The following is a 22,724-nucleotide window of genomic DNA, read 5'->3' on the forward strand; positions in this document are numbered from 1 at the left end:
CTCATGCGCGCGAGAGCAAGAAGATGCCGATTCCCACGAGCGCCAGCCCGGCGAGGACGAGCAGGGCCACCTGCGCTCCAGGGACACCCGGTACGAGCACCGCCTGCGACGGAGCGGCCGGGTCGAACCAGACCGTGACCTCGGCGCCTTTGGGGAACCGCTCCACCCACTCGAGCGCACGCTCCTCGTCTTCGTACGCCACGCCGGCCGAGCCGATCCAGATCTGCCTCGATCCCTGCGCGCGTCCCCGAGCCTCATACGCGTAGCGAATCACGAACCCCCACCGTCTCGAGCGCTGCTCGTCAGCCTCGTTCAGGAGCTCCACTCGCGACTCGACGACGCGTCCCAGCGTGCGCGTCCAGTGGCGCGACTCCCTCCCGCGGCTTGACTGGCGGACCGCCATGGCCAGCATGAGCGCGCCGGCGCTGCAGAGGGCGAGGGCAAACCACTTCGGCATCGGCCCATCCTTCGCCGTTCGGCTGCTCGCCGCAACGACGAAGCCAACCTTCCTCTGTCGGTCCGCGCCGCGGCCGTTGTGACCGTCAGCCGGAACTCCCGGTCGGGCACGGCACGGTCGGACCCGGCATTAAACGGCCCGTTCGGTCCGTAACCAGAGCCCGCGCCGCGGACGGGAAGGCCGCCAGGCGGAACTCTCGGTCTGGGCCAACGCCGCCGCCCTCGCCACCACCCCTTCCGGCCATCCGCCGACCGGAGCCCCTCCGCGCCCCGCCTTCCGTTACATTCCCGCCCGATGCTGCGCCTCACCTTCCTCGGCACCTCGGCCGCCCAGCCGACCATCCACCGGAACCTCACCGGCCTCGCGGTGCGGCGCGACCGGGAGCTGTTCCTCGTCGACTGCGGGGAGGGGACGCAGCGGCAGATGATCCGCTTCGGCACCGGCTTCGACGTGGACGCCATCTTCTTCACGCATTTCCACGCCGACCACTACCTCGGCGCCATCGGCTTCCTGCGCACGCTCTCGATGCAGGGCCGCACGACGCCCATGGACGTGTACGGCCCGCGGCCGGCGAAGCGGCTCCTCGACGTGATGCTCTTCACGGGGACCGAGCGGCTCGCCTTCGACGTCCGCATCCACGAGGTCGCGCCGGGCACCGAGATCCGCCGCGAGGGCTGCGTCATGCGCGCGTTCGCGACGGAGCACCGGATCCCCTCGGTCGGCTGGGCGCTCGTCGAGGACGAGCGGCCGGGGCGCTTCCACCCGGAGAAGGCGGCCGCGCTCGGCGTGCCGATGGGCCCGCTCTACGGCGCGCTCCAGCGCGGCGAGGCAGTGACGCTCGCCGACGGCCGGGTCGTCCGGCCGGAGGAGGTGGTCGAGCCGCGTCGCCGGGGCCGGGCGGTGGCGGTGACCGGCGACACCCGCCCGTGCGCGGGCACCATCGCGGCGGCGCGCGGCGCGGATCTGCTCGTGCACGACTGTACCTTCGGCGCTCCGGAGCAGGCGCGCGCCGAGGAGACGATGCACTCGACCGCGCGCGAGGCGGCGCGCGTCGCGCGCGAGGCCGGCGTGCGCGAGCTCGTGCTCACGCACCTCTCCACCCGCTACGATCGCGAGTGGCAGCCGCTCGTCGACGAGGCGCGCGCGGAGTGGCAGGGGCCGCTCTCGGTCGCGAGCGACGGGATGACGATCGAGGTGCCGCTCCCGGACGATCTGGCCCGCGCGCCCGCTCCGGGTTAGAACCGCGGGCCCGTGCCGCGCACGCCCGCCGAAGATCTCGCCCGCTGGGTCCCGCACCTCGTCCGCGTGTGGCGCGAGGGCCGCGACGCGCCCTCCCGGTCCGGCGGCCCGCACGGCCAGCGCGGCCGCCACGGCGGTCACCCGCCCCGCGGCGGCCCTCCCCGTGGCGTTCGCGGCGGCTCCCCCGAGCTGCTCGCGCCGGACGAGCTGCGCGAGGTGGGCGCCGCGGTCGCCCGGCTGTCGAGGGGGCTGACCCGCGAGCGCGAGCTCGCGGGCGCGCGCTACATGGACGAGGGGCGGCTCCTCGGCGCGTACCTGCTCTTCTACTGGCCAATCTCCTACCTCCAGGCGCGCGGCATCCTCTCCGAGCTGCCGCGCCGCCCCCACACGGCGCTCGATCTCGGCAGCGGCCCCGCGCCCGTCGCCTTCGCGGCGCTCGACGCCGGCGCCGCCGAGGTGGTCGCCGCGGATCGCTCCGCGCGCGCGCTCGGCGCGGCCCGCGCGCTCGCCGCCGCGGCGGGCGAGCCGATCGCCACGCGGGAGTGGAACCCCACCCGCAACCGGCCGCTCGCGGAGCTCGCCGGCGGCCGCAGGTTCGACCTCGTCACGATGGGTCACGTCGTGAACGAGCTCTTCCCCGGGCCGGAGGCCGACGCGCGGCGGGCGGACCTCCTCGAGGAGGCGCTCGCGCTCGTCGCGGCGGGCGGCTCGCTCGTGGTCTTCGAGCCCGCGCTCCGCGACACCTCGCGCGCGCTCCTCCGCGTCCGCGACCTGCTCGTCGCGCGCGGCTACACCGTCCGCGCCCCCTGCCTCTTCCGCGGCGCGTGCCCCGCGCTGGTGCGCGAGACCGACTGGTGTCACGCCGAGCGGCCCATCGAGCCGCCGCCCATCGTCGCGCAGCTCGGCAAGGCCGCCGGCCTCCGCAAGGAGGCGGTGAAGATGAGCTACCTCGTCCTCGCGCCGAAGGGCGAGGCCTGGGCCGAGCCGCCCCCCGGGCGCGTTTTCCGCATCGTCTCCGAGCCGCTCGCCTCCAAGGGCCGCCTCCGCTACATGGGGTGCGGGCCGGAGGGGCGGGTGGGGCTCTCGCTCCAGGAGAAGCACGTCACCGACGCGAACCGCCGCTTCGGGGAGCTCCTCCGCGGCGACGTTGTCGAGATCTCCGGGGCCGAGCCGCGGGGGGACGGGCTCGCGCTCGGGGAGGCGTCGTCGGTGAAGGTCATCGCGCCGGCGGGCCGGCCCGTCCCGCCGGGCGAGCGGCCGGCGGGGGGATGATCTTGCGCCCGTCCGCGGTTCCATGCTGAGGATCCCTCAGGATCGAGGACTTCCCGCGTGTTCAAGCTGTTCAGGTCGAGCCCCCCGCCCGAGACGTCTTCCGCGGCCTGTGACGCTGGTTGCGGCGACGCCGCCTCGGCGACCTCCGACGCCGACGCTCCCTTCACCGGCTGCCTCGTCTGCGGCGAGGACCTCGTCTACCTGCCGGCGTCGGCCGAGCTCGTCTGCGTGCTGTGCGGCGCCGCCAAGGTCTCCTCGGCGCGCTGCAAGGCGGGCCACTTCGCCTGCGACGCCTGCCACTCCGCCCCGGCGATGGACGTGATCGAGAAGGTCTGCGCGTCCTCCGACGAGCGCGATCCGATGGCGCTCGCGCTCCGGATGCTCCGTCACCCCGCCGTGAAGCTGCACGGCCCGGAGCACCACTTCCTCGTGCCCGCCGTGCTCGTCGCCGCCTACTCGAACGTGAAGGGCGAGAAGCAGAAGCGCGCCGAGCGCGTCGCGGAGGCGCGCCGGCGGGTGGCGCCCGTCCTCGGCGGCTCCTGCGGCATGCTCGGCACCTGCGGCGCGGCCGTCGGGACGGGCGCGTTCGTGTCGATCGTCACCGAGGCGACGCCGCTCAAGGGCAAGGAGCGCGGGCTCGCGAACCGCATGACCGCCCGCGCGCTCACCGTCGTCGGGGCGACCGACGCGGCCCGCTGCTGCAAGCGTGACTCGATGCTGTCGATCCTCGCTGCCGTCAAGTTCGCGCGCGAGCACCTGCGCGTGGACCTCTCCGCGCGCGGGCCCGAGTGCGAGTGGCGCTCGGTGAACAAGCAGTGCGGCGGATCGGCCTGTCCTTTTCATCGTTGAGATGGGGGAACCTCGTCGGCCGCGGTCGCTGACGCGCCCGGCCTCCTCGGCTCCCCCATGCCCCCTGCTCGCTCCGGGGCAGGCTCCGCCGCCTGGGTTTTCGTGATGGGGGAACCTCGTCGGCCGGGGTCGCTGACGCGCCCGGCCTCCTCGGCTCCCCCATACCCCCTGCTCGCTCCGGGGCAGGCTCCGCCGCCTGCCCCTGCGCTCGCGACGCAACGCCCGCTTGCGACCCCCGCTTGCGACCCCCGCACACTCGCGGTCCGCGCGCCCTCGCGACCCGCCGCCGTTACGGCGGGGGCAACCTCACCTCACCCCCCCGCGGCTCGCTCGCGCGAGGTGCGGAAGAGCTCGGACATCACCTCCTCGAGCGGCGGATCCTCCACGGTGAGGTCGGCGACCGCCAGCGCGCCGAGCATCCGCGCCACCGCGCCGGAGACCTCCTCCGCCGCGACCTGGATCGTCGCCTGGCTGGGCTCGCTCGACACGACCTTGCCGAACCGGCCGAGGTCTCTCGGCGCGCCGCCGTTCGGGTCCCGGAAGCGCACCACGATGCGCTTGTCGGGGCGGACCTTGAGCGCGAGCGCGCGCAGGTCCCCGTCGTAGATGAGCCGGCCGCGGTCGATGACGATGACCCGCGGGCAGAGCTGCACGACGTCCTCCATGTAGTGGCTCGTGAGGAGCACGCTCGCGCCGAACCGCTCGTTGTAGGCGCGGACGAAGCTCCGCACGGTGGCCTGCATCGAGACGTCGAGGCCGATGGTGGGCTCGTCGAGGAAGAGCACGCGCGGCCGGTGGAGGAGCGCCGCGGCGAGCTCGCACTTCATGCGCTCGCCGAGCGAGAGCTGGCGGGTCGGCTTCTGGACGAGCTCGCCGAGCTCGAGGAGCCGCACGAGCTCCTCGAGCGTCTCGTCGAACTGCGCCCGCGGGATGTCGTAGATCGCGCGGTTCATCGCGAACGTCTCGGCCGGCGGCAGGTCCCAGAGGAGCTGCTGCTTCTGGCCCATGACGAGCGTGATCTGCTTCAGGAACGCGGGCTCGCGGCGGCGCGGCACGTGCCCCGCCACGGTCACCTCCCCCTCGGTCGGGTGGAGGAGGCCCGAGAGCATCTTGAGGGTCGTCGTCTTCCCCGCGCCGTTCGGGCCGAGGAACCCGACGCGCTCCCCTTCACCGACCGAGAAGTCGATGCCGTCCACCGCGCGCACCGTCTCGTAGCGGCGGCGGAAGACCGAGCGCAGCGCGGCGCCGAGGCCGGGCGGGCGGCGGTGGACCTGGTAGTGCTTGCGGAGGCCGCGGACGTCGATCACCCGGGGGATCTAGCGGCAGCGCCCTCGACGGGGCAAGCCCCTCGTCGCGAGCCCGCCGTTACAATGGGTTCATGGCTCAGAAGAAGCGGCCGGTGACGAAGAGCGGGCGGCCGCGCGCCCGCAAGGGGGTGAAGCTCACGCCGACCGAGCTCGCCCCGCCCCAGCTCGCCCTCGCCGAGCGTCCCCCGGAGCTCGAGGAGCTCGCCGGGGAGATCGAGCGGGACGGCGGCGCGGTGCTCGCCGCCTACCGCGAGCCGCTCGGCGGCCACGCCCTGCTGTTCGCCGCGCTGCCGGTGGACAAGGTGGAGCGCACGCCGTTCCAGCGCGACGTCTCCGACGCGCACGTGCGCAAGCTCACCGTCGCGATGGACAAGACCCGCCGCTACCTCGACCCCATCATCGTGGTGCGCGAGAAGGACGCCTGGCTCACGCCGAACGGCGGCCACCGGCTCACGGCGCTCAAGGAGCTCGGCGCGCGGAGCGTCCTCGCGCTCGTCGTGCCGGAGAAGCAGGTCGCCTACCAGATCCTCGCGCTCAACATCGAGAAGGCCCACAACCTGCGCGAGAAGGCGCTCGAGGTCGTGCGCATGTACCGCGACCTCGCGGCGTCCGTCGATCCGTCGGAGAGCGAGATGGCGCTCGAGTTCGAGGAGGCCGGCCTCGTCACGCTCGGCTTCGCCTACGAGGAGCGCCCGCGCCTCTCGGGCAGCGCCTACGCGACCATCCTCAAGAAGGTGGACGCCTTCGTGGACGAGAAGCTCTCGAAGGCCGTCCCCGAGCGCGAGCGGCGCGCGCGGGCGGTGCTGGAGCTCGACGACGCCGTCGCCGAGGCGGTGGCGCGCCTGAAGGAGCGCGGCTTCGACTCGCCCTACCTCAAGGCGTTCGTCGTGGCGCGCGTGAACCCGCTGCGGTTCATGAAGGGCGGCGCGCCGCCGTTCGACGAGCTCTTCGCGCAGATGACGAAGCGCGCCCGCGGCATGGATCCGGGCAAGGTGCGCGGGGAGGACGTGGCGCGCTCGGGCGGCGCGGCCGCGGAGGCCGAGTGACCGGTCAGCGGCGCGGGGCCCTCGCCTCGCTCCGCGCGAGGACGAGCCGCTTCTCGAGCTCGCCGCCGATCGTCGCGAGCGCCGCCTCGTCCACGTGCAGCTCCGCGTAGGGGAAGAGGTCGCGCTCCTCCCAGCGCACGTGCCGCTCGAGCAGGTCCGCGAAGGCCGAGAGCTCGGCGCGCTGCTCGCCCGGGCGGGCCCCCCGGGCCGCGTCGAGCAGCCGCTGCAGCTCGGCGTGCTCGCCGCGCAGCCGGCGCAGGTCGCCCTCGGTGAGGTGCTGGCCGATGAGCTCCTCCTCGGCGCGGCAGTGGGGCCTGAGGATCTGCTCCTCGAAGCGGCGGGCCAGGGCGACGAGGCCCGGCAGATCCTTCGGCGCGCCGGCAGACTCGGCGTGGCCGGCGAGCCCCTGCTTCAGCTGGAAGGAGATCAGGAGCGCCTGGTGGTGCTCGCTCGAGAGTGGCTTCAGGGCGCGCGACCGCTTCATGTGGGGATGGTGTCGGAGAAGCCAGGGACGCGCAAGAGAACCCTCCTCCCGCGGGCGGGCGGGCGAGCCCTGCCGGGGGGAGGCCCTCGGCGTCGTTGACGCTCCGCGCCAAGGTCCTTAAAAATCGCCGAGCAGCCGGCCGATTCCCCAGTCAACCGGAGAGATCCATGGGCATGAACGGTTCCGTTCCCCCGGGCCGCCGAGCGGCGGTCGTCGCGGGCCTCCGCACGCCGTTCGTCAAGGCGGGCACCGACTTCAAGGACCTCTCCGCCGTGGACCTCGGCGCGCTGGTCGTGAACGAGCTCGTCGCCCGCAGCGGGATCCCGCCGAAGGAGTTCGACTCGGTGGTGTTCGGCCAGGTGATCCCGTCTCCCACGGTGACGCTCATCGGCCGCGAGATGGTCCTGCGCACCCAGCTGCCGCGGAGCGTGGAGGCGCACACCGTCGCCCGCGCGTGCGCCACCTCGATCCAGACCACCACCGACGCGGCCGACCAGATCCAGCTCGGCCACTCCGACTGCGCCATCTCGGGCGGCGCGGAGTCCCTCTCGGACGCGCCGATCTTCGCGACTCGCGCGCTCGCCCAGGGGCTCGTGGAGCTCTCGCGCGCGAAGACCCTCGCCGATCGCCTCCGGATCCTCTCGACCCTGCGCCCGAAGGACTTCGCCCCGCAGCCGCCCGCGCTGAAGGAGCCCACCACGGGGCTCACCATGGGGGAGAGCGCCGAGCTCATGGCGCAGAAGAACGGGATCTCGCGCGAGGCGCAGGACCGCGTCGCGTTCGAGAGCCACCGCCGGGCCGCCGCCGCCTGGGAGAGCGGCAAGTTCGACGGCGAGGTCATGCACGTGCCGGTGCCGCCGCGCTTCGAGCGGGTCTCGGCGAAGGACAACGTGGTCCGCAAGGAGACCACGCTCGAGGCGCTCGCGGCGCTCCGCCCGGTGTTCGACCGCAGGTACGGCACCATCACCGCCGGCAACGCCTCGCCGCTCACCGACGGCGCCGCCGCCCTCGTGCTCATGAGCGAGGAGAAGGCCCGCGCGCTCGGCATGAGGCCCCTCGGCTTCGTCCGCTCCTACGCCTACGCGGCCCTCGACCCGCGTGACCAGCTCCTGCAGGGGCCGGCCTACGCCGCGCCGGTCGCGCTCGACCGCGCCGGGCTGCGGCTCGCCGACATGGACCTCGTGGACATGCACGAGGCGTTCGCGGTGCAGGTGCTCTCGAACCTGCAGGCCTTCGCCTCGAAGGACTTCGCCGAGAAGGCGCTCGGGCGCCCCGAGCCGCTCGGCGAGATCGACCCCGCGAAGCTCAACGTGAACGGCGGCTCGATCGCGCTCGGCCACCCGTTCGCCGCCACGGGCGCGCGGATGATCCTGCAGACGCTGCGGGAGCTGGAGCGCCGCAAGGGCCAGCACGCGCTGATCACGGTGTGCGCGGCGGGCGCCCTCGGGGCGGCGCTCGTCCTCGAGCGCGAGTGACCACCGGCCCGGACGTCGCGGAGGGACGCACATGATGACGGCACAGGCGGCAGAGCGGCAGGGCCGGAGCTTCCGGGTGGACCTCGCGGACGGGGTCGCGACCCTGCTCCTCGACGAGCCGGGCGAGAGCGTGAACGTCCTCGAGCCGGGGGCGATGGAGGAGTTCTTCCGCCTGCTCGACGGCTTCGCGGTGGACGACACGGTGAAGGCGATCGTGCTCGCGAGCGGCAAGAAGGACGGCTTCGTCGCCGGCGCCAAGATCGACCTCATCCAGGCGATCACCGAGGCGGGCGAGGCGGAGAAGCTCGCGCGCGACATGCAGGCCGGCTTCGACCGGCTCGAGCGCTACCGCAAGCCGGTGGTGGCGGCGATCCACGGCGCGGCGCTCGGCGGCGGCCTCGAGTGGGCGCTCGCCTGCCACTACCGGATCGCCACGAGCGACCCGAAGACGCAGCTCGGCCTCCCGGAGGTCCAGCTCGGCCTCATCCCCGGCGGCGGGGGCACGCAGCGGCTCCCGCGGCTCGTGGGCATCCAGACCGCGCTCGACCTCATCCTCGCCGGCAAGACGGTGAAGCCGCGGAAGGCCCTGAACATCGGGCTCGTGGACGAGGTGGTCCCTCCCGAGCTGCTCCTCGCGGTCGCCCGGCAGCGCGCCCTCGCGCTCGCGACGGGCAAGCTCCGCCGCGAGCCGCGGCGGAAGGCGAGCCCGGTCGCGCGGGCGACGCGCGTCGCCCTGGAGGAGAACTTCGTCGGGCGCGAGCTGCTCTTCCGCCAGGCCCGCAAGGCGGTGCTCGCGAAGACGAAGGGCATGTACCCCGCGCCGGTCCGCGCGCTCGAGGCCGTCGAGTACGGCTACCAGAAGGGCTTCGCGCGCGGGCTCGAGAAGGAGGCGCAGCTCTTCGGCCAGCTCGCCGTCTCCGAGGTGGCGCGACGGCTCATGGAGATCTTCTTCGCCACCACCGCGCTCAAGAAGGACACGGGCGTCGACGATCCGTCGGTGAAGGCGCGGGCGGTGCGGAGGGTGGGCGTGCTCGGCGGCGGGCTCATGGGCAGCGGCATCACCTTCGTGACCGCGAACGCCGGGATCCCGGTGCGCGTCCGGGAGCGCGACGACGGCGCCGCGGCGAAGGCGCTCGCGAGCGTGAAGGGGCTCCTCGACGAGCGCGTGAAGCGCCGCTCCATCGACCGGCTCGAGCGCGACGAGAAGCTGCGCCTCGTCACCGCCACCACCGACTGGTCGGGCTTCGGCTCGGTGGACGTGCTCGTCGAGGCCGTCTTCGAGGACCTCGCCTTGAAGCAGGACATGCTCCGCGCGTTCGAGGCGGTGAACCCCACCGGCATCTTCGCCTCGAACACCTCGTCCATCCCGATCACCCGGATCGCCGAGGCCTCGGCGCACCCCCAGACCGTGCTCGGCATGCACTACTTCTCGCCGGTGCAGAAGATGCCGCTCCTCGAGATCATCGTGACCGAGAAGACCTCGCCCGAGGCCACGGCGACCGCGGTGGCGCTCGGCAAGCGGCAGGGCAAGACGGTCATCGTGGTCGGCGACGGACCGGGGTTCTACACGAGCCGCATCCTCGCCCCGTACATGAACGAGGCGGCGGAGCTCCTCGTGGAGGGCGCGGCGATCGAGGACCTCGACCGGGCGCTCGTGCAGTTCGGCTTCCCGGTGGGTCCCATCACGCTCCTCGACGAGGTCGGCATCGACGTGGGCGAGAAGGTCGGCAAGATCCTGCACGGCGCGTTCGGCGCGCGCATGGCCCCGCCGGCCGCGCTGCACGACGTGGTCGCCGCGGGGCGGCTCGGCCGGAAGAACAGGAAGGGCTTCTACACGTACGGCGACAAGAAGGAGAAGCGCGTCGACGTCACCGTCTACGACCTCCTCCCCGGCGGGCGCCGGCGCAAGATCTTCCCGCAGGACGAGATCCGCGAGCGCGTCGTCCTGCAGATGGTGAACGAGGCCATCCGCTGCCTGGGCGAGGGCATCCTCCGCAGCGCCCGCGACGGCGACGTCGGCGCGGTGTTCGGGCTCGGCTTCCCGCCGTTCCGCGGCGGTCCCTTCCGCTACGCCGACAAGCTCGGCGCGAAGGAGCTGCTCGGGCGGCTGGAGGCGCTGCGCGGGCGGCACGGCGAGCGGTTCGAGCCGGCGCCGCTCCTCGTGGAGCACGCCGCCTCCGGCAAGCCCTTCCACTAGGAGCGGGCCCGATGGCGCACCGGGCCACCCGGCACGCCCGCCGCGCATCCTCCAAAATGAGTGAGGCGAGCACCTTCGTGCTCGCCTCACCCGTCTTCAACGCTGCTGCGTGATCAGGGAGCGAGGTGGGGCGGACCCCACCTCGCCGGTTCGACTAGAGGCCGTCCGCCCAGCGGTCGAACGCCGCCTGGTGGTCCGTACCCGCGTTCGGGTGGCACACCACGCAGCTCTCGACCTGCGCGCCAGCGACCGCCGTACCGGTGAACGCCGGGCCGACGCCGATCTGGGACATGATGTCCTGGGTGACCGCGTCGAGGTTGGCGGACGTACCGGCCACGAGCGTGCCGAACATGGCCGTGTGCTGGTTGAACGCGGCGAGCGTGCCCGCGTCGTCCTCGTTGATGAGCTTCGCGCGGTGGCAGGAGCCGCAGGCGCGCGACGCCGGACCCACGACGTAGCTCGGGACGTTCTGGATGTTGCGGTTCGCGACGGGGTCGGAGCCCGAGAGGAGGCTCGGCAGCGACCGCGTCTGGTCAGGCACCTCGTACGTCCCGCTGCTGTGGCACGAGTTGCAGTTCAGGGTCCCGGCGAAGTTCGGGTAGTTACCCTCGACGTGCAGCTCGTGGCGGAGCACCGCGATCGGATCGGCGTAGTTGATGTCGCCCGGATCGAACGCCTGCATCGAGTGGATCGCGTGGATGTAGGAGTCGATCGACCGCGACTGCATCTCGAGGTGCGACCCGCCGCTCTGGACGGTGTGGCAGGTGCGGCAGGCGACGACGCCCGCGCTCCCGTAGTTCGGGCCGTGGAACGTCGTGCCGAGCGCGTCGTGGCAGGCGTTGCACTTCGCCGGGTCGACGATGTTCTTGCCGTACGCGCTCGCGTCCGCGACGAGCGTCGTGCTGCCGACGAGGTCGAGCGTGGCGGTCTTGCCGGTGACGGCGATCGCCGGGTTCGTGGCGCTGACGAGGGCCGTCTGGTCACGACCGACCGACGGGAGGAACGCGATCTCGACGCGCTGGACCTGCTTGTCCGCGCCGATCTTGGCGGCCCACAGCGAGAGGTCCGCGACCGCCGTCCACGAGGTGGTGCCGGCGGTCGGAGCGTCCGGGCTGAGCGTCAGGCGCGCGCTGTTCGAGGACAGCGTCGGGTTCGCGCGCTGCATCGCGCCGTAGGTGTACTCGAGGTTGGTCGTGCCGTCCGCCTGCGTGCTGTGGCCGCTGACGACGAAGTCCTTCGTGCCGTAGCCGTAGAGGCTGACCACGAGCGTCGGCTTCACCAGCGCGTTCGCCGCGAGACCGGTCATCTTGATGTCGACCGTGAGCTTGTACGTCGCGGGATCGTACGAGGCCGCGTCGATCGTCGTCTTGACCGCATCGGCGAACCGCGCGCCGCTGTCGTCGTAGATCGCCGCGGTGCGGCCGCTGTGGATCTGCTTGAACGTCCGGGCGCCGCCGGCCTTGTGGCACGTGAGGCAGTCCGTGGTGGCCAGGTTCATGCTGCCGTGGATGGCCGCCGGCATGATGCCCGGGTTCGTCGTCGTCCCGTCGCCGAGGAGGGCGGGCGCGCGCTTCGAGTCGGTGCCGCCCTTGCCGTTCACGGGGTGGCAGCTCTTGCAGGTGGAGATCTTGAAGTTGGCGTCGGCGAGGATGACGTCGAGCTTGCCGTCGTGGCAGGTGACGCAGTTCGCCATCGACTGCGGGAAGTTGAACTCCATCGCGTGCGACATGTGCGTGTCGTTCATGACGTTCGCCGTGTAGGCGTACGTGGTCTTCATCGCGTCCGTGAGGATCGGCGCGCCCTTGGCGTCCTTCGGGAGGGCGGCGTACGCGGCGGGATCGTCGACGATGACCTGCCAGTTCATGTCCGACCCCACGCGCTGGCCGGTGTGGCAGGCCTTGCAGGAGGCGAAGACCGGCAGGCCGACGACGGTCGCCTGGCGGTAGCCGTGCTTCGAGTACGGCTTGCCATGGCACTTCTCGCAGCCGGTGACGTTGGCCGAGGACTCGTAGTCGATCGTGCCGTAGACCTTGCCCGCGCTCGCCACGTTGTCCGGGAAGGCGTAGTGGCCCGTCGCCGGCGCCGCGAGGACGTTCGCGTCCGCGATGTACCCGTAGATCATCGCGCTCTGCGAGGTCTCCGGGACGAAGTTCGGGTTCACGCCCGCCTTCGTGACGGCCGTGAACTGAGCTCCCTTGCCGCCGTCCACGATGGCCTTGAACTTGAATCCGCCGTTGAACTGGAAGGTGTGCGCGGTGGTGAAGGTCTTCGTCGCCGCGTCGTACTCCGAGGCGTAGAAGACCTTCTGCGTCATCATGCCGAGCGCGTCGTCACAGGTCCCGCCCGGGCAGGCCGCGGCCGCCGGGTAGATCGTGAAGGTGAGCGTCGACGCGGTCGCGGTGGTCTGGACGCCGTCGATCACGAGCTTGAGCTTGCCCGTGACCGCGCTCATGCCGTCCTGGCCGTTCGTGCCGTCGGTGCCGTCGGTGCCGTTGACACCGTTCGCGCCCTTCTCGCCCTGGCAGCCCGTCACCGCGAGAACGCCGGCGAAGAGCAGCGCGCCATACTTGTTCATCCATCTCTGCATGTGGTGAAACCCTCCAAGTGGCTCGCGCGAGCGCGCAGCCTTTCCAGCGGCGCCACCGACCTCGGAGCGCCGCACGTCCCCAGCGGACGGTTGATCTCGAGCAATTGGTGGTTCAAGCAATTGCTAACTGCCTGACATCGCGAATGAACGACGAGCATCCCCCTGCGTCAACATTCCGACCCCCGAATGCGTGCCGCGAGCCAAAATGAGCGGATTGGTTTCGGCGCAAATTATTCGAAGCGCAATGCCCGTCGCACGGAGCCGGGATCTCGCGGATAAGGCTCCGGCGAGACGGGAGGTTTGCGCGCGGACGCGCGAAGCAGGACCTCCCGTGTGACGCTCGGGAAACGTGAAGCGCGCAAATTGCGCGCCGCGCGTTCGGATCGGTGCGGTGGCGACGTTCACCGGCAGAAGCGTAGTGACTGCGCTCCGTTGAGCTTCACCCTTGCTAATCGTTAACGCGGCCGGGTGAGGCGACACCCCGGGTCGAGAGCGTGCCCCTGCGACAGCGAGTCCTCGCCACGTAGCGCGCACGAAACGTGAAGGCTGGCTCGCCGCGTTCCAGGGTCGAGGACGATCCTGGCGTCTTCACGACACGGCGTCCCGTCGTCGTGAGGCGCTCGATGAGCCCCGCCGGCACGCCGTCGGCTGCGCGAGCACGCCGGCGCGCGTCCGCCGTTCCCGCTCGGGAGGGCGCGAGCGCTCCCGAGGCCCCGCAGGCCCGCGCACGCGGGCCGCGGCCGTACCCGGAAGCACCCGCGGCGCGCCGGGCGCGCCTGGGCTATAGATGAGATCCGACCCCCCGCGAGGCGCCCCGTGAAGCTCCGCCGCGTCCTGCCGCTCGTCATCGGCTTCGTCTTCGTCCCCGCGGCGCTGATGCTGACGGTGGGCATCCTCATCCTGGTCTACGGCACCCTGCCGCGGGACTACGTCTTCGGCTGGCTCATCGTCGCGCTCGTGGCGACCACCATCTTCGGGTCGGCCGCCACGCTCGCGGTGATCTTCCGCGAGGCCCGGCTCGCGAAGCTCCAGACGGACTTCGTGAACAAGGTCTCCCACGATCTCCGGACGCCGCTCACCTCCATCCGGATGTTCGTCGAGACGCTCCAGCTCGGCCGCATCCCCGACGAGGCGCGCCAGCGCGAGGCGCTCGAGATCATCTCCGACGAGACCGCCCGCCTGTCCGGGCTCATCAACCGGCTCCTCGACTGGGCGCGCATGGAGTCCGGCCGCCGCACCTACCAGCTCTCCCGCGAGCCGGTGGGGCCCATCGTGGACTCGGCGCTCCAGGCGTTCGAGGCCATGCTCCTGCAGCACCCCGCCGAGGTGGAGCGCGACGTCGCGCCGAACCTGCCGCCGGTCATGGCCGACCGGAAGGCGCTCTCGGAGGCGATCCTCGACCTCTTGCAGAACGCCCACAAGTACACCGGCCCCGAGAAGCGCATCACGGTGCGCGCCGTGGCGAGCGGCCCGACCGTGCAGATCAGCGTCACCGACAACGGCCCCGGCATCCCCGAGCGCGAGCACAAGCGCATCTTCAAGAAGTTCTACCGGGCGCGCGATCCGCTCTCGCGCACGATCGAGGGGACCGGGCTCGGGCTCGCGATGGTGAAGCACATCGCGGTGGGCCACGGCGGGAAGGTGTCGGTGTCGAGCCAGGTGGGCCACGGGGCGACGTTCACGATCTCGCTGCCCGCCCTCGGCGCGGTCGCCGAGGCGCCGCAAGGCGCGCGCGCGGCGCGGCCGGCGTAGGGAGGGAAGACGTGGGCGAGAAGATCGTGGTCATCGAGGACGATCCCTCCATCCTCCGCGGGCTCCAGCTGAACCTCGGGATGGAGGGCTACACCGTGCGCTCGGCGAGCGACGGCGAGACGGGGCTCCGGCTCGCCAAGACCGAGAAGCCCGACCTCGTCCTCGTCGACGTGATGCTGCCGCGGCTCGGCGGGCTCGAGGTGGTGCGCGAGATCCGCAAGGACGACCCCGAGCTGCCCGTCCTCATCCTCTCCGCGAAGGGGCAGGAGGGCGACAAGGTCGCCGGCCTCCAGCTCGGCGCGGACGACTACCTGGTGAAGCCGTTCGGGCTGAAGGAGCTGCTCGCGCGGATCGACGCGCTCCTGCGCCGGCGGCGCGCGCGCGGCGAGACCGGCCCGAACCGCGCCGTGCGGAAGGTGGGCCAGATCGAGCTCGACCTCGACGCGCGCCGCGCGACGGTGGCCGGGAACGCGCTCGAGCTCACGAGCCGCGAGTACGACCTCCTCGCCTTCTTCGTCCTGCACCCCGACCGCGTGTTCAGCCGTGAGCAGCTCATGGAGGCGGTGTGGGGCTCGCGCTACTTCGGCACGGCACGGACGGTGGACAACTTCATCGCCCGGCTGCGCGCCCACATCGGCGACGACGCCGAGCACCCCCGGCATCTCGAGACGGTGCGCGGGGTCGGTTACAGATTCAATCCGTAGAGACGGGGGCTGCGCCCCCGCCCCGTCGACGGCTGACCGCCGTCGCCGGGGCCCCACCCCTGCTCGGCGGGGCCCGTGAACCTGCGCGCCCGCGTTCGCGGGTGCGCGCAGGTTCCCCGCCGGAGGGGCTTCGCCCCTCCCGCGCTTCGCCGCCCTCAGTCGGTCCCGCCTGCGAGCGCCTCCTTCACGCAGCGCACGAGCGGCTCGTCCTCGCCGGGCAGGACCGTGCGCGGATCGAGCACCACCCGATCCTCCTCGATCCGTGCGACGACGGGGGGATCCCGGCGGCGGAGCCGCGCGAGCAGCGCATGGGGATCGCCGGCGGGGAGGGCGAGCACGAAGGTCGGCAGGGTGACCTCGGGCAGGGAGCCGCCGCCCACCGCCGAGCGGCTGGGCACCACCGAGGCCCCCCCGCCCGCCGCGCCGAGCGCCGCGCGCCACCGCTCCGCACGCTCCCGGAGCGCCTCGGGCGCCGCCGCGATTGCGCGCCAGACGGGGACCTTCTCGCGCGCCTCGCCGCGCTCGTAGTGGGCGAGCGTCGCGCCGAGGCCTGCCAGGGTGACCTTGTCGACGCGCAGCGCGCGCATGAGCGGGTGGCGCTTCACGCGCCGGATCGCCTCCCGGCGGCCCACGAGGACGCCCGCCTGCGGGCCGCCGAGCAGCTTGTCGCCGGAGAAGCAGACGAGGTCGGCGCCGGCGCGCACGCGCTCCTGCACCGTCGGCTCGAGCCCGAGGCCGTGCGGCGCGGTCTCGAGGAGGGTGCCCGAGCCGAGATCGTCCACCACCCACAGGTCGCGCTCGCGCCCGAGCGAGACGAGCTCCTCGAGCGACGCGTCGTGCACGAACCCCTGCACGCGGAAGTTGGAGCGGTGCACCGACATGAGGATGCGCGTGCGCGGCCCGATCGCGTCCTCGTAGTCGCGCCGGTAGGTACGGTTCGTCGTGCCCACCTCGGCGAGCGTCGCGCCCGAGCGGCGCAGCACGTCGGGGATGCGGAACCCGCCGCCGATCTCCACGAGCTGGCCGCGCGAGACCACCACCTCGGGCGCCCCGTCCAATGGCGCGTCGCCCGACGGCCGGGCCGGCATGAGCGCGGCGAGCGCGAGCATCACCGCCGACGCGTTGTTGTTCACCACCACCGCCGCCTCGGCGCCGGTGAGCCGGCAGAGCGGCGCCTCGGCGTGCCCGTAGCGATCGCCGCGCTCGCCCGCCTCGAGGTCGTACTCGAGGTTCGTGTAGCCTGCGGCGGCACGACGCATCGCGTCGATGGTGTCCTCGGACAGCGGCGCGCGGCCGAGGTTCGTGTGGATCACCACGCCGGTGGCGTTGATCACCGGCCGCAGGGAACCCTTCGACGCCGCCTCGAGCCGATCGAGGAGGTCGCGCTCGATCGCCGCGGGCGGGGGGCAGGGGGCGCCGCCCAGGATCTCGCGCCGGATCCGCTCCAGCTCCGCCCGCACCGCCTCCATCACCACCCCGTGCCCGAGCCGCCGCACCAGCCCCGCCTTCTCGGCCGCTTCGAGCAGCCGGTCGGCACGCGGCAAGTTTCGAGCCTCGGAAGGGGGGGCCGTGGGCGAATTTGGAGCTTTCATGTCCGCATGCTAGCGGAGGTTTTCCGCTGACAAGAGCCTTGTCTAACCACGCGTGAGCGGGTAATCCTTCGCGCACTCCTATGCCCCCTATCGTAGCGTCTCCCACGGCGGCAGAGTCCTATCTCTGGGCGATCATCCTGTTTCCGCTCGCGGGCGCGATCGTGAACGGGCTCATCGGGCGGCGGATCGGGAAGGGGAACGTCACCCTCATCGCCCTCGGCGCGATGGTGGGTGCGCTCGTCGTCTCGACGATCGCCTTCACCTGGGCGCTGCAGGGCACCGTCCTGCACTTCCGCGGCGATCCGTGGATCCGCGTGGCCGGCCCGGACGGGCGGGCGCTCATCTCGATCGGGTGGGGCCTGCTCGTCGATCGCCTGTCCGGGACGATGATCATGGTCGTCACGGGCGTCGGGACGCTCATCCACATCTACTCCGCGTCGTACATGTCCCATGAGGACGACACGGGGTACGCCCGGTTCTTCACGTACCTGAACCTCTTCGTCGCGGCGATGCTCACGCTCGTCCTCGGCGACACGCTCGTGCTGACGTTCGTGGGCTGGGAGGGCGTCGGCCTCTGCAGCTACCTCCTCATCGGGTTCTGGTACACGGACCCGGCGAAGGCGTTCGCCGGCCGCAAGGCGTTCGTCACGAACCGCATCGGCGACTTCGGCTTCCTCGTCGGCCTGTTCGCGCTCATCTCGATCTTCGGGACGGCGAGCTACGGCGACCTGCAGGCCATCGCGCGCTCGCTCGACCCGGCGGCGGCGATCCAGGTCGGCACCTTCGCCGGCCGCACCTACCAGTGGGCCATCACCTTCGCGCTGCTCGGCCTTTTCGTGGGCGCGTGCGGCAAGAGCGCCCAGCTCCCGCTCTACGTCTGGCTGCCGGACGCGATGGCCGGCCCGACGCCGGTCTCGGCCCTCATCCACGCCGCGACGATGGTCACCGCCGGCGTGTACCTCGTCGCGCGCAACGCCTTCCTGTTCTCGCTCGCGCCGGCCGCGATGGCGACCGTCACGATCGTCGGCGCGCTCACCGCGCTGTTCGCGGCGCTCATCGCCTTCGTCCAGACCGACATCAAGAAGGTCCTCGCCTACTCGACCGTGAGCCAGCTCGGCTTCATGTTCATCGGCGTGGGCGTCGGCGCCTGGTGGGCGGGCGTGCTGCACCTCGTCACGCACGCGTTCTTCAAGGCCTGCCTGTTCCTCGGCGCCGGCTCGGTGATGCACGGCATGGGCGACGAGACCGACATCCGCAAGATGGGCGGGCTCCTCAAGAAGATGCCGCACACGGCCGCGACCTTCGGGATCGCGACGCTCGCCATCACCGGCTTCGTGCCGCTCTCGGGCTTCTGGTCGAAGGACGCCATCCTCGGCAACGCGCTCTTCAGCCACAACCCGGCGTGGCACCAGGTCGGCGAGATAGCCTACGTGCTCGGCACGCTCGCGGCGCTCGGCACCGCCTTCTACATGTCGCGCGTGTTCTTCCTCACCTTCGTGGGCAAGCCGCGCACGCACGCCGCCGAGCACGCGCACGAGTCCTCGCCGGTGATGACGCTCCCGCTCTGGATCCTCGCGATCCTGTCGATCGTCGCCACCGTGCTGGCCCTGCCGGTGCACGGTCAGCTCGGGCACCTGTTCGAGCGGTTCGTGGAGCCGGTGTTCGCGGCGGGGACCGCGCGGCTCCTCGCGGTCGAGCACCTGCACGCCGGCGAGCACCCCGCGTGGCCGTACTTCGCGGCCTGGGGCGTCGCCGCGCTCGGCACCCTCGTCGCCTGGACGATGTACGCCGGCCCGGCGCTCGAGGCGCCCCGCAAGCTCGCCCTCGCGTTCCCGCGCCTGTACCGCTTCGCGTACGACAAGTTCCGCGTCGACGAGCTGTACGAGTTCCTCGTCATCGAGCCGCTGCGCTACCTCGCGTACATCCTGTGGCGCATCGTGGACGTCTTCGCGATCGACGGCCTCTTCGTGAACGGCGTCGCGCGCGCGGTCGGGGCCGCCGGCTCGATGTTCCGGGTCGCGCAGAACGGCGACCTGCAGCGATACGCGGCGGTGATGGCAGTCGCCGCGGCGGTGATCCTCTGGACCGTGCTCGGCGCGGGAGGGCGCTAGACCGTGAACCTCCTCACCCTCGTCACCTTCCTCCCGCTCGCCGGCGCGCTCGCGCTCGTGCTCGTCCCGCGCGACGAGCCCGGGCAGCACCGCGCGCTCACGCTCGGCTTCTCGCTCCTCACCTTCGTGCTGTCGCTCGGGCTCTGGTTCGGCTTCGACGCCTCCGCGAGCGCGCCCGAGTTCCAGTTCGAGCAGCGCCTGCCGTGGATCCAGTCGCTCGGCATCGGCTACCACGTCGGCCTCGACGGCGTCGCGCTCCTGCTCGTGATGCTCACGACGGCGCTCACGCCCATCGTGATCCTGTCCGCGTGGCGGGCGGTCGAGGAGCGCGTGAAGGAGTTCATGATCGCGCTGCTCGTGCTCGAGACGGCGATGATCGGGACCTTCGCCGCGCTCGACCTCGTGCTCTTCTACGTGTTCTGGGAGCTCATCCTCGTGCCGATGTACCTGCTCATCGGCATCTGGGGCTCGCAGAACCGCCTGTACGCGACGGTGAAGTTCTTCATCTACACGTTCACGGCGAGCGTCCTCATGCTGCTCGCCATCATCTACATCTACTTCCACGACGGCGGGACCTTCGACTACGTCCAGGCGCGGCAGGCGCTGCAGGTGACGCCCGACCACGCCCGCTGGCTCTTCCTCGCGTTCGCCGTCGCGTTCGCGGTGAAGGTGCCGATGTTCCCGCTCCACACCTGGCTGCCCGACGCGCACACCGAGGCCCCGACCGCCGGCTCAGTCATCCTCGCCGGCGTGCTCCTCAAGATGGGCACCTTCGGCTTCTTCCGGTACGCGCTGCCGCTCTTCCCGGAGGCGGCGCTGCAGTACCGGAACGTCATCGCCGTGCTCGCGGTGATCGGCATCCTCTACGGCGCGCTCATGTCGCTCGTGCAGACCGACATGAAGCGGCTCGTCGCCTACTCCTCGGTCTCGCACCTCGGCTTCGTGATGCTCGGCCTCGTGGCGCTCTCGGCCGAGGGGCTCACCGGCTCCGTCTACCAGATGCTGAACCACGGCGTGTCGACGGGCGCGCTGTTCCTCCTCGTCGGCATGCTCTACGAGCGGCGCCACACGCGGCTCATCGCGGAGTACGGCGGGATCGCGAAGCAGGTCCCCTGGATCGCGACGGCGTTCGTCATCGTGATGCTGTCGTCGGTCGGGCTGCCGGGCACGAACGGCTTCGTCGGCGAGTTCCTCATCCTCTCCGGCACCTGGCTCTCGCGGCTCGGCTCGGCGCCGGTGTTCGCGACCCTCGGCGCGCTCGGCGTCATCCTCGGCGCGGTCTACATGCTCATCCTGGTCGAGCGGGTGTTCTTCGGGGCCATGCGGAACCCGGCGAACCGCGCCCTCCCCGATCTCAGCGTCCGCGAGGGCTTCGTCCTCGTCCCGATGCTCGTGCTCATCGTGGTGATGGGGATCCTCCCCGGCCCGTTCCTCGCGCCGGCGAAGCCGGCCGTCGACCGGCTCATCGGGCGGTTCCAGCAGGCGGAGGCGCGGCTCGGCATCGGCCCGCAGGTCGGCACGGTCACGCCGTCCGTGGCGGTCCGCGCGGGCGCCCAGCTTCCCGCCCCGACGCTCCCCATCGTCCTCCCCACCGGCGGGGCTCACTGACATGAACGGCTTCCCGACGAACGACTTCGTGGCGCTCCTCCCGATCGCGATCCTCACGGTCGGGGCGCTCGCGGTGCTCCTCAGCGAGGTGTTCCTCGTCTCGGGGCGGCGCGGGTACCAGGCCGCCATCACGGTCGTGTTCGCCGTCGCCGCGGGGGCCGCGGCGATCGCCCGGCCCTACTCCGGCTACGTGTTCAACCGCCAGGCGGTGGTCGACGACTTCTCGGCCTTCGTGACGGTGGTCGTGTGCGCCGGGCTCGCGCTCTCCGCGCTCGTCGGCGCGGGCTGGCTGCGCGCCCGGAACGCGGAGCGCGGGGAGTTCTACGGGCTCGCGCTGTTCGGCACGGCCGGCATGGCCCTGCTCGGCATGGCGACCGACCTCCTCGTCGCGTTCATCGCCATCGAGGTGATGAGCCTCGCGACGTACTCGCTCGCCGCCTACCTCCGCCGCGGCAAGCGCCCCTCCGAGGCGGCGTTCAAGTACCTCGTGCTCGGGGCCATCTCCTCGGCGCTCTTCCTCTACGGCTCGGCGCTGCTCTACGGCGCGTCCGGCTCCACCCTGTTCGGCGAGCTCGCGAAGGGCCGCGGCTCGCCGCTCTCCCTCGCCGGGCTGAGCCTCGTCGCGGCCGGCATCGCCTTCAAGATCGCGGCGGTGCCGTTCCACGCCTGGACGCCCGACGTCTACGAGGGCGCCCCCACGCCGGTGACCGCGTTCATGGCGGCCGGGGTGAAGGCCGCCGCGTTCGCGCTCCTCGCCCGCATCTTCCTCTCCGCGGAGGCGGGGACCGCCGCGCAGGCGACGGCGTTCTCGGGCGTCATCAGCGGCCTCGCCGTGCTGACGATGATCTTCGGGAACCTGCTCGCGGTGCCCCAGCGCTCCGTGAAGCGGATGCTCGCGTACTCCTCCGTGGCGCACGCCGGGTACCTCCTCGTCGGCGTGCTGTCCGCCTCGGTCGCGGGCGTGCGCGAGAAGGCGCTCGCGGGGCTGCTCTTCTACCTCGCCGTGTACGCGGCGACGGCGATCGGCGCCTTCACCGTGGTGGGCGCGCTCGAGCGGCGCTCCCGCCTCGACGACGAGCCCGCCGACGCGTGGGACCTCGAGCGCTTCGCGGGGCTGGCGCGGCGCCGCCCGGGGCTCGCGTTCGCGATGGCCGTGTTCCTGCTGTCGCTCGCGGGGATCCCGCCCACCGCGGGCTTCATCGGGAAGCTCTACATCTTCCAGGCGGCCATCGGCGCGCAGCTCTACGGCCTCGCCATCCTCGGCGTGCTGACGAGCGCGATGGGCATCTACTACTACCTCCGCGTCGTGGTCTACATGTACATGCGGCCCGCGGCCGGCGAGGCGGAGCCGCTCTCGTCCGCCGCGACCTCGGTCGCCCTGGCCGCGGCGGTCGCGGTGGTGGTGGTGCTCGGGCTCGTCGCCGACCCGGTGATCCGCCTCGCCCAGGCCGCCGGCGCGATCCTGCTCTAGGCTCTCCGGCCGTTCCTCACGCGCCCGCCGCGCCGCGATCAACGCGGTGCCGGCGGGCGCGCAGCCTCGTCAGAACCTTCAGGCGGGCCGCGCGAGCGCGTCGGCGGCGAACGGCTTCGGGAGCGGCTGCGCGCGCGGGTGACGGCGCACGACGTGGGCGAGGAGATCCTCGTGGGGGCCCGTCACGACCGTGCGCACGCCGGCCGCGGCCGCGGCCTCGAGCACGGTGTCCGAGCCGACGAGGTGCGCGTCCACCACGCAGCAGTCGGGTCGCCGCGTCGCGATTCGCGCCAGGGCGTCGTCCGCGGTGTCCGCGGCGACGGCCGCGTGGCCGTCCAACCTGAGCGCGATCGCGAGTGCCTCGCGGAAGTTTCGGTCACCGTCGACGATGAGGAACGAGGCCATGCGGGCGGCGATCCGCGGAGAAAAAAGAAAAGAAGTGCAAAGCGCAGCTGAAGTGGCGGGGGGGGACCTCCTTCAACAGGCTGCTTTGCACTTCTCTTGGTTCGCTAAGAGCAACATCGGTGCCATCCGGGGCCTTGCGCGTCCTTCTTGCCGGACAACCGAGGAAAT

General features: G+C 72.1%; 17 protein-coding genes. 11 read left to right on the forward strand and 6 right to left on the reverse strand.

The window, feature by feature from the left end:
* Position 1 precedes the first annotated feature (1 nt).
* Entirely contained in the window at positions 2–457 is a 456-nt protein-coding gene (locus tag MNZ39_RS09210; protein ID WP_242337627.1) for a DUF3592 domain-containing protein, read from the reverse strand.
* Positions 458–751: 294 nt separating this feature from the next.
* Here MNZ39_RS09210 and rnz point away from each other — a divergent pair, with 294 nt between their 5' ends.
* From rnz to MNZ39_RS09225, 3 genes are read left to right on the forward strand one after another with little or no spacing between them, the layout of a single operon-like run.
* Positions 752–1,696 (forward strand): ribonuclease Z, encoded by a 945-nt coding sequence (gene rnz, locus MNZ39_RS09215; protein WP_242337629.1) that lies wholly within the window; start codon positions 752–754, stop codon positions 1,694–1,696.
* Positions 1,697–1,708: 12 nt separating this feature from the next.
* On the forward strand, positions 1,709–2,968 hold the full coding sequence (locus MNZ39_RS09220) for a small ribosomal subunit Rsm22 family protein (RefSeq protein ID WP_242337631.1): 1,260 nt from the start codon (positions 1,709–1,711) through the stop codon (positions 2,966–2,968).
* 57 nt (positions 2,969–3,025) lie between these two features.
* Positions 3,026–3,817, forward strand: coding sequence for a DUF5714 domain-containing protein (locus MNZ39_RS09225; RefSeq protein ID WP_242337633.1), 792 nt, complete (start codon positions 3,026–3,028; stop codon positions 3,815–3,817).
* Between the two features lie 311 nt (positions 3,818–4,128).
* On the opposite strand, the gene MNZ39_RS09230 is transcribed toward MNZ39_RS09225, so the two are convergent.
* The gene (locus MNZ39_RS09230) at positions 4,129–5,124 is read right to left on the reverse strand and encodes an ATP-binding cassette domain-containing protein (RefSeq protein WP_242337635.1); all 996 of its coding nucleotides are present in this window, start codon (positions 5,122–5,124) and stop codon (positions 4,129–4,131) included.
* A 71-nt stretch (positions 5,125–5,195) separates the two neighbouring features.
* On the opposite strand from MNZ39_RS09230, the gene MNZ39_RS09235 reads away from it, so the two are divergent.
* Entirely contained in the window at positions 5,196–6,170 is a 975-nt protein-coding gene (locus tag MNZ39_RS09235; RefSeq protein ID WP_242337637.1) for a ParB N-terminal domain-containing protein, read from the forward strand.
* A gap of 4 nt (positions 6,171–6,174) precedes the next feature.
* Here the strand turns inward: MNZ39_RS09235 and MNZ39_RS09240 are convergent, their stop codons facing one another.
* On the reverse strand, positions 6,175–6,654 hold the full coding sequence (locus tag MNZ39_RS09240) for a hemerythrin domain-containing protein (protein ID WP_242337639.1): 480 nt from the start codon (positions 6,652–6,654) through the stop codon (positions 6,175–6,177).
* A 167-nt stretch (positions 6,655–6,821) separates the two neighbouring features.
* Between MNZ39_RS09240 and fadI the strand changes: the two genes are divergently transcribed.
* Together fadI and fadJ are read left to right on the forward strand one after the other, a co-directional pair.
* On the forward strand, positions 6,822–8,129 hold the full coding sequence (gene fadI, locus MNZ39_RS09245) for an acetyl-CoA C-acyltransferase FadI (protein ID WP_242337642.1): 1,308 nt from the start codon (positions 6,822–6,824) through the stop codon (positions 8,127–8,129).
* A gap of 31 nt (positions 8,130–8,160) precedes the next feature.
* On the forward strand, positions 8,161–10,326 hold the full coding sequence (gene fadJ, locus MNZ39_RS09250; protein WP_242337644.1) for a fatty acid oxidation complex subunit alpha FadJ: 2,166 nt from the start codon (positions 8,161–8,163) through the stop codon (positions 10,324–10,326).
* Positions 10,327–10,480: 154 nt separating this feature from the next.
* On the opposite strand, the gene MNZ39_RS09255 is transcribed toward fadJ, so the two are convergent.
* Positions 10,481–12,913: a hypothetical protein gene (locus MNZ39_RS09255; protein WP_242337646.1), complete on the reverse strand. Its 2,433-nt coding sequence runs from the start codon at positions 12,911–12,913 to the stop codon at positions 10,481–10,483.
* Between the two features lie 816 nt (positions 12,914–13,729).
* Between MNZ39_RS09255 and MNZ39_RS09260 the strand changes: the two genes are divergently transcribed.
* Entirely contained in the window at positions 13,730–14,665 is a 936-nt protein-coding gene (locus MNZ39_RS09260; protein ID WP_242337648.1) for a cell wall metabolism sensor histidine kinase WalK, read from the forward strand.
* Positions 14,666–14,676: 11 nt separating this feature from the next.
* A complete protein-coding gene (locus MNZ39_RS09265; protein ID WP_242337650.1) occupies positions 14,677–15,369 on the forward strand; it encodes a response regulator transcription factor in 693 nt (230 codons plus the stop codon).
* Positions 15,370–15,524: 155 nt separating this feature from the next.
* Here the strand turns inward: MNZ39_RS09265 and selA are convergent, their stop codons facing one another.
* Positions 15,525–16,913: an L-seryl-tRNA(Sec) selenium transferase gene (gene selA / locus MNZ39_RS09270; RefSeq protein ID WP_242337652.1), complete on the reverse strand. Its 1,389-nt coding sequence runs from the start codon at positions 16,911–16,913 to the stop codon at positions 15,525–15,527.
* Positions 16,914–17,041: 128 nt separating this feature from the next.
* Between selA and nuoL the strand changes: the two genes are divergently transcribed.
* From nuoL to MNZ39_RS09285, 3 genes are read left to right on the forward strand one after another with little or no spacing between them, the layout of a single operon-like run.
* Positions 17,042–19,072 carry an NADH-quinone oxidoreductase subunit L gene (gene nuoL, locus MNZ39_RS09275; protein WP_242337654.1) on the forward strand — a complete coding sequence of 677 codons (2,031 nt, stop codon included), beginning with the start codon at positions 17,042–17,044 and terminating at the stop codon, positions 19,070–19,072.
* Between the two features lie 3 nt (positions 19,073–19,075).
* Complete coding sequence (locus MNZ39_RS09280) at positions 19,076–20,680, forward strand: NuoM family protein (RefSeq protein ID WP_242337656.1); 1,605 nt, start codon at positions 19,076–19,078, stop codon at positions 20,678–20,680.
* A 1-nt stretch (position 20,681) separates the two neighbouring features.
* Positions 20,682–22,151, forward strand: a complete 1,470-nt coding sequence (locus MNZ39_RS09285; RefSeq protein WP_242337658.1) for an NADH-quinone oxidoreductase subunit N — start codon at positions 20,682–20,684, stop codon at positions 22,149–22,151.
* 78 nt (positions 22,152–22,229) lie between these two features.
* On the opposite strand, the gene MNZ39_RS09290 is transcribed toward MNZ39_RS09285, so the two are convergent.
* Positions 22,230–22,556 carry a hypothetical protein gene (locus MNZ39_RS09290; protein WP_242337660.1) on the reverse strand — a complete coding sequence of 109 codons (327 nt, stop codon included), beginning with the start codon at positions 22,554–22,556 and terminating at the stop codon, positions 22,230–22,232.
* Positions 22,557–22,724 lie beyond the last annotated feature (168 nt).

The sequence above is a fragment of the Anaeromyxobacter sp. SG66 genome (assembly GCF_022690805.1).
GTDB classification, from domain to species: Bacteria; Myxococcota; Myxococcia; order Myxococcales; family Anaeromyxobacteraceae; genus Anaeromyxobacter; species Anaeromyxobacter soli.

Bases quoted from the DNA above. Each gene is read 5' to 3' on its own strand.
- MNZ39_RS09210 (WP_242337627.1), bottom strand. From the start codon at position 457: ATGCCGAAGTGGTTTGCCCTCGCCCTCTGCAGCGCCGGCGCGCTCATG.
- rnz (WP_242337629.1), top strand. From the start codon at position 752: ATGCTGCGCCTCACCTTCCTCGGCACCTCGGCCGCCCAGCCGACCATC.
- MNZ39_RS09235 (WP_242337637.1), top strand. From the start codon at position 5,196: ATGGCTCAGAAGAAGCGGCCGGTGACGAAGAGCGGGCGGCCGCGCGCC.
- MNZ39_RS09240 (WP_242337639.1), bottom strand. From the start codon at position 6,654: ATGAAGCGGTCGCGCGCCCTGAAGCCACTCTCGAGCGAGCACCACCAG.
- fadI (WP_242337642.1), top strand. From the start codon at position 6,822: ATGGGCATGAACGGTTCCGTTCCCCCGGGCCGCCGAGCGGCGGTCGTC.
- fadJ (WP_242337644.1), top strand. From the start codon at position 8,161: ATGATGACGGCACAGGCGGCAGAGCGGCAGGGCCGGAGCTTCCGGGTG.
- MNZ39_RS09255 (WP_242337646.1), bottom strand. From the start codon at position 12,913: ATGCAGAGATGGATGAACAAGTATGGCGCGCTGCTCTTCGCCGGCGTT.
- nuoL (WP_242337654.1), top strand. From the start codon at position 17,042: ATGCCCCCTATCGTAGCGTCTCCCACGGCGGCAGAGTCCTATCTCTGG.
- MNZ39_RS09285 (WP_242337658.1), top strand. From the start codon at position 20,682: ATGAACGGCTTCCCGACGAACGACTTCGTGGCGCTCCTCCCGATCGCG.
- MNZ39_RS09290 (WP_242337660.1), bottom strand. From the start codon at position 22,556: ATGGCCTCGTTCCTCATCGTCGACGGTGACCGAAACTTCCGCGAGGCA.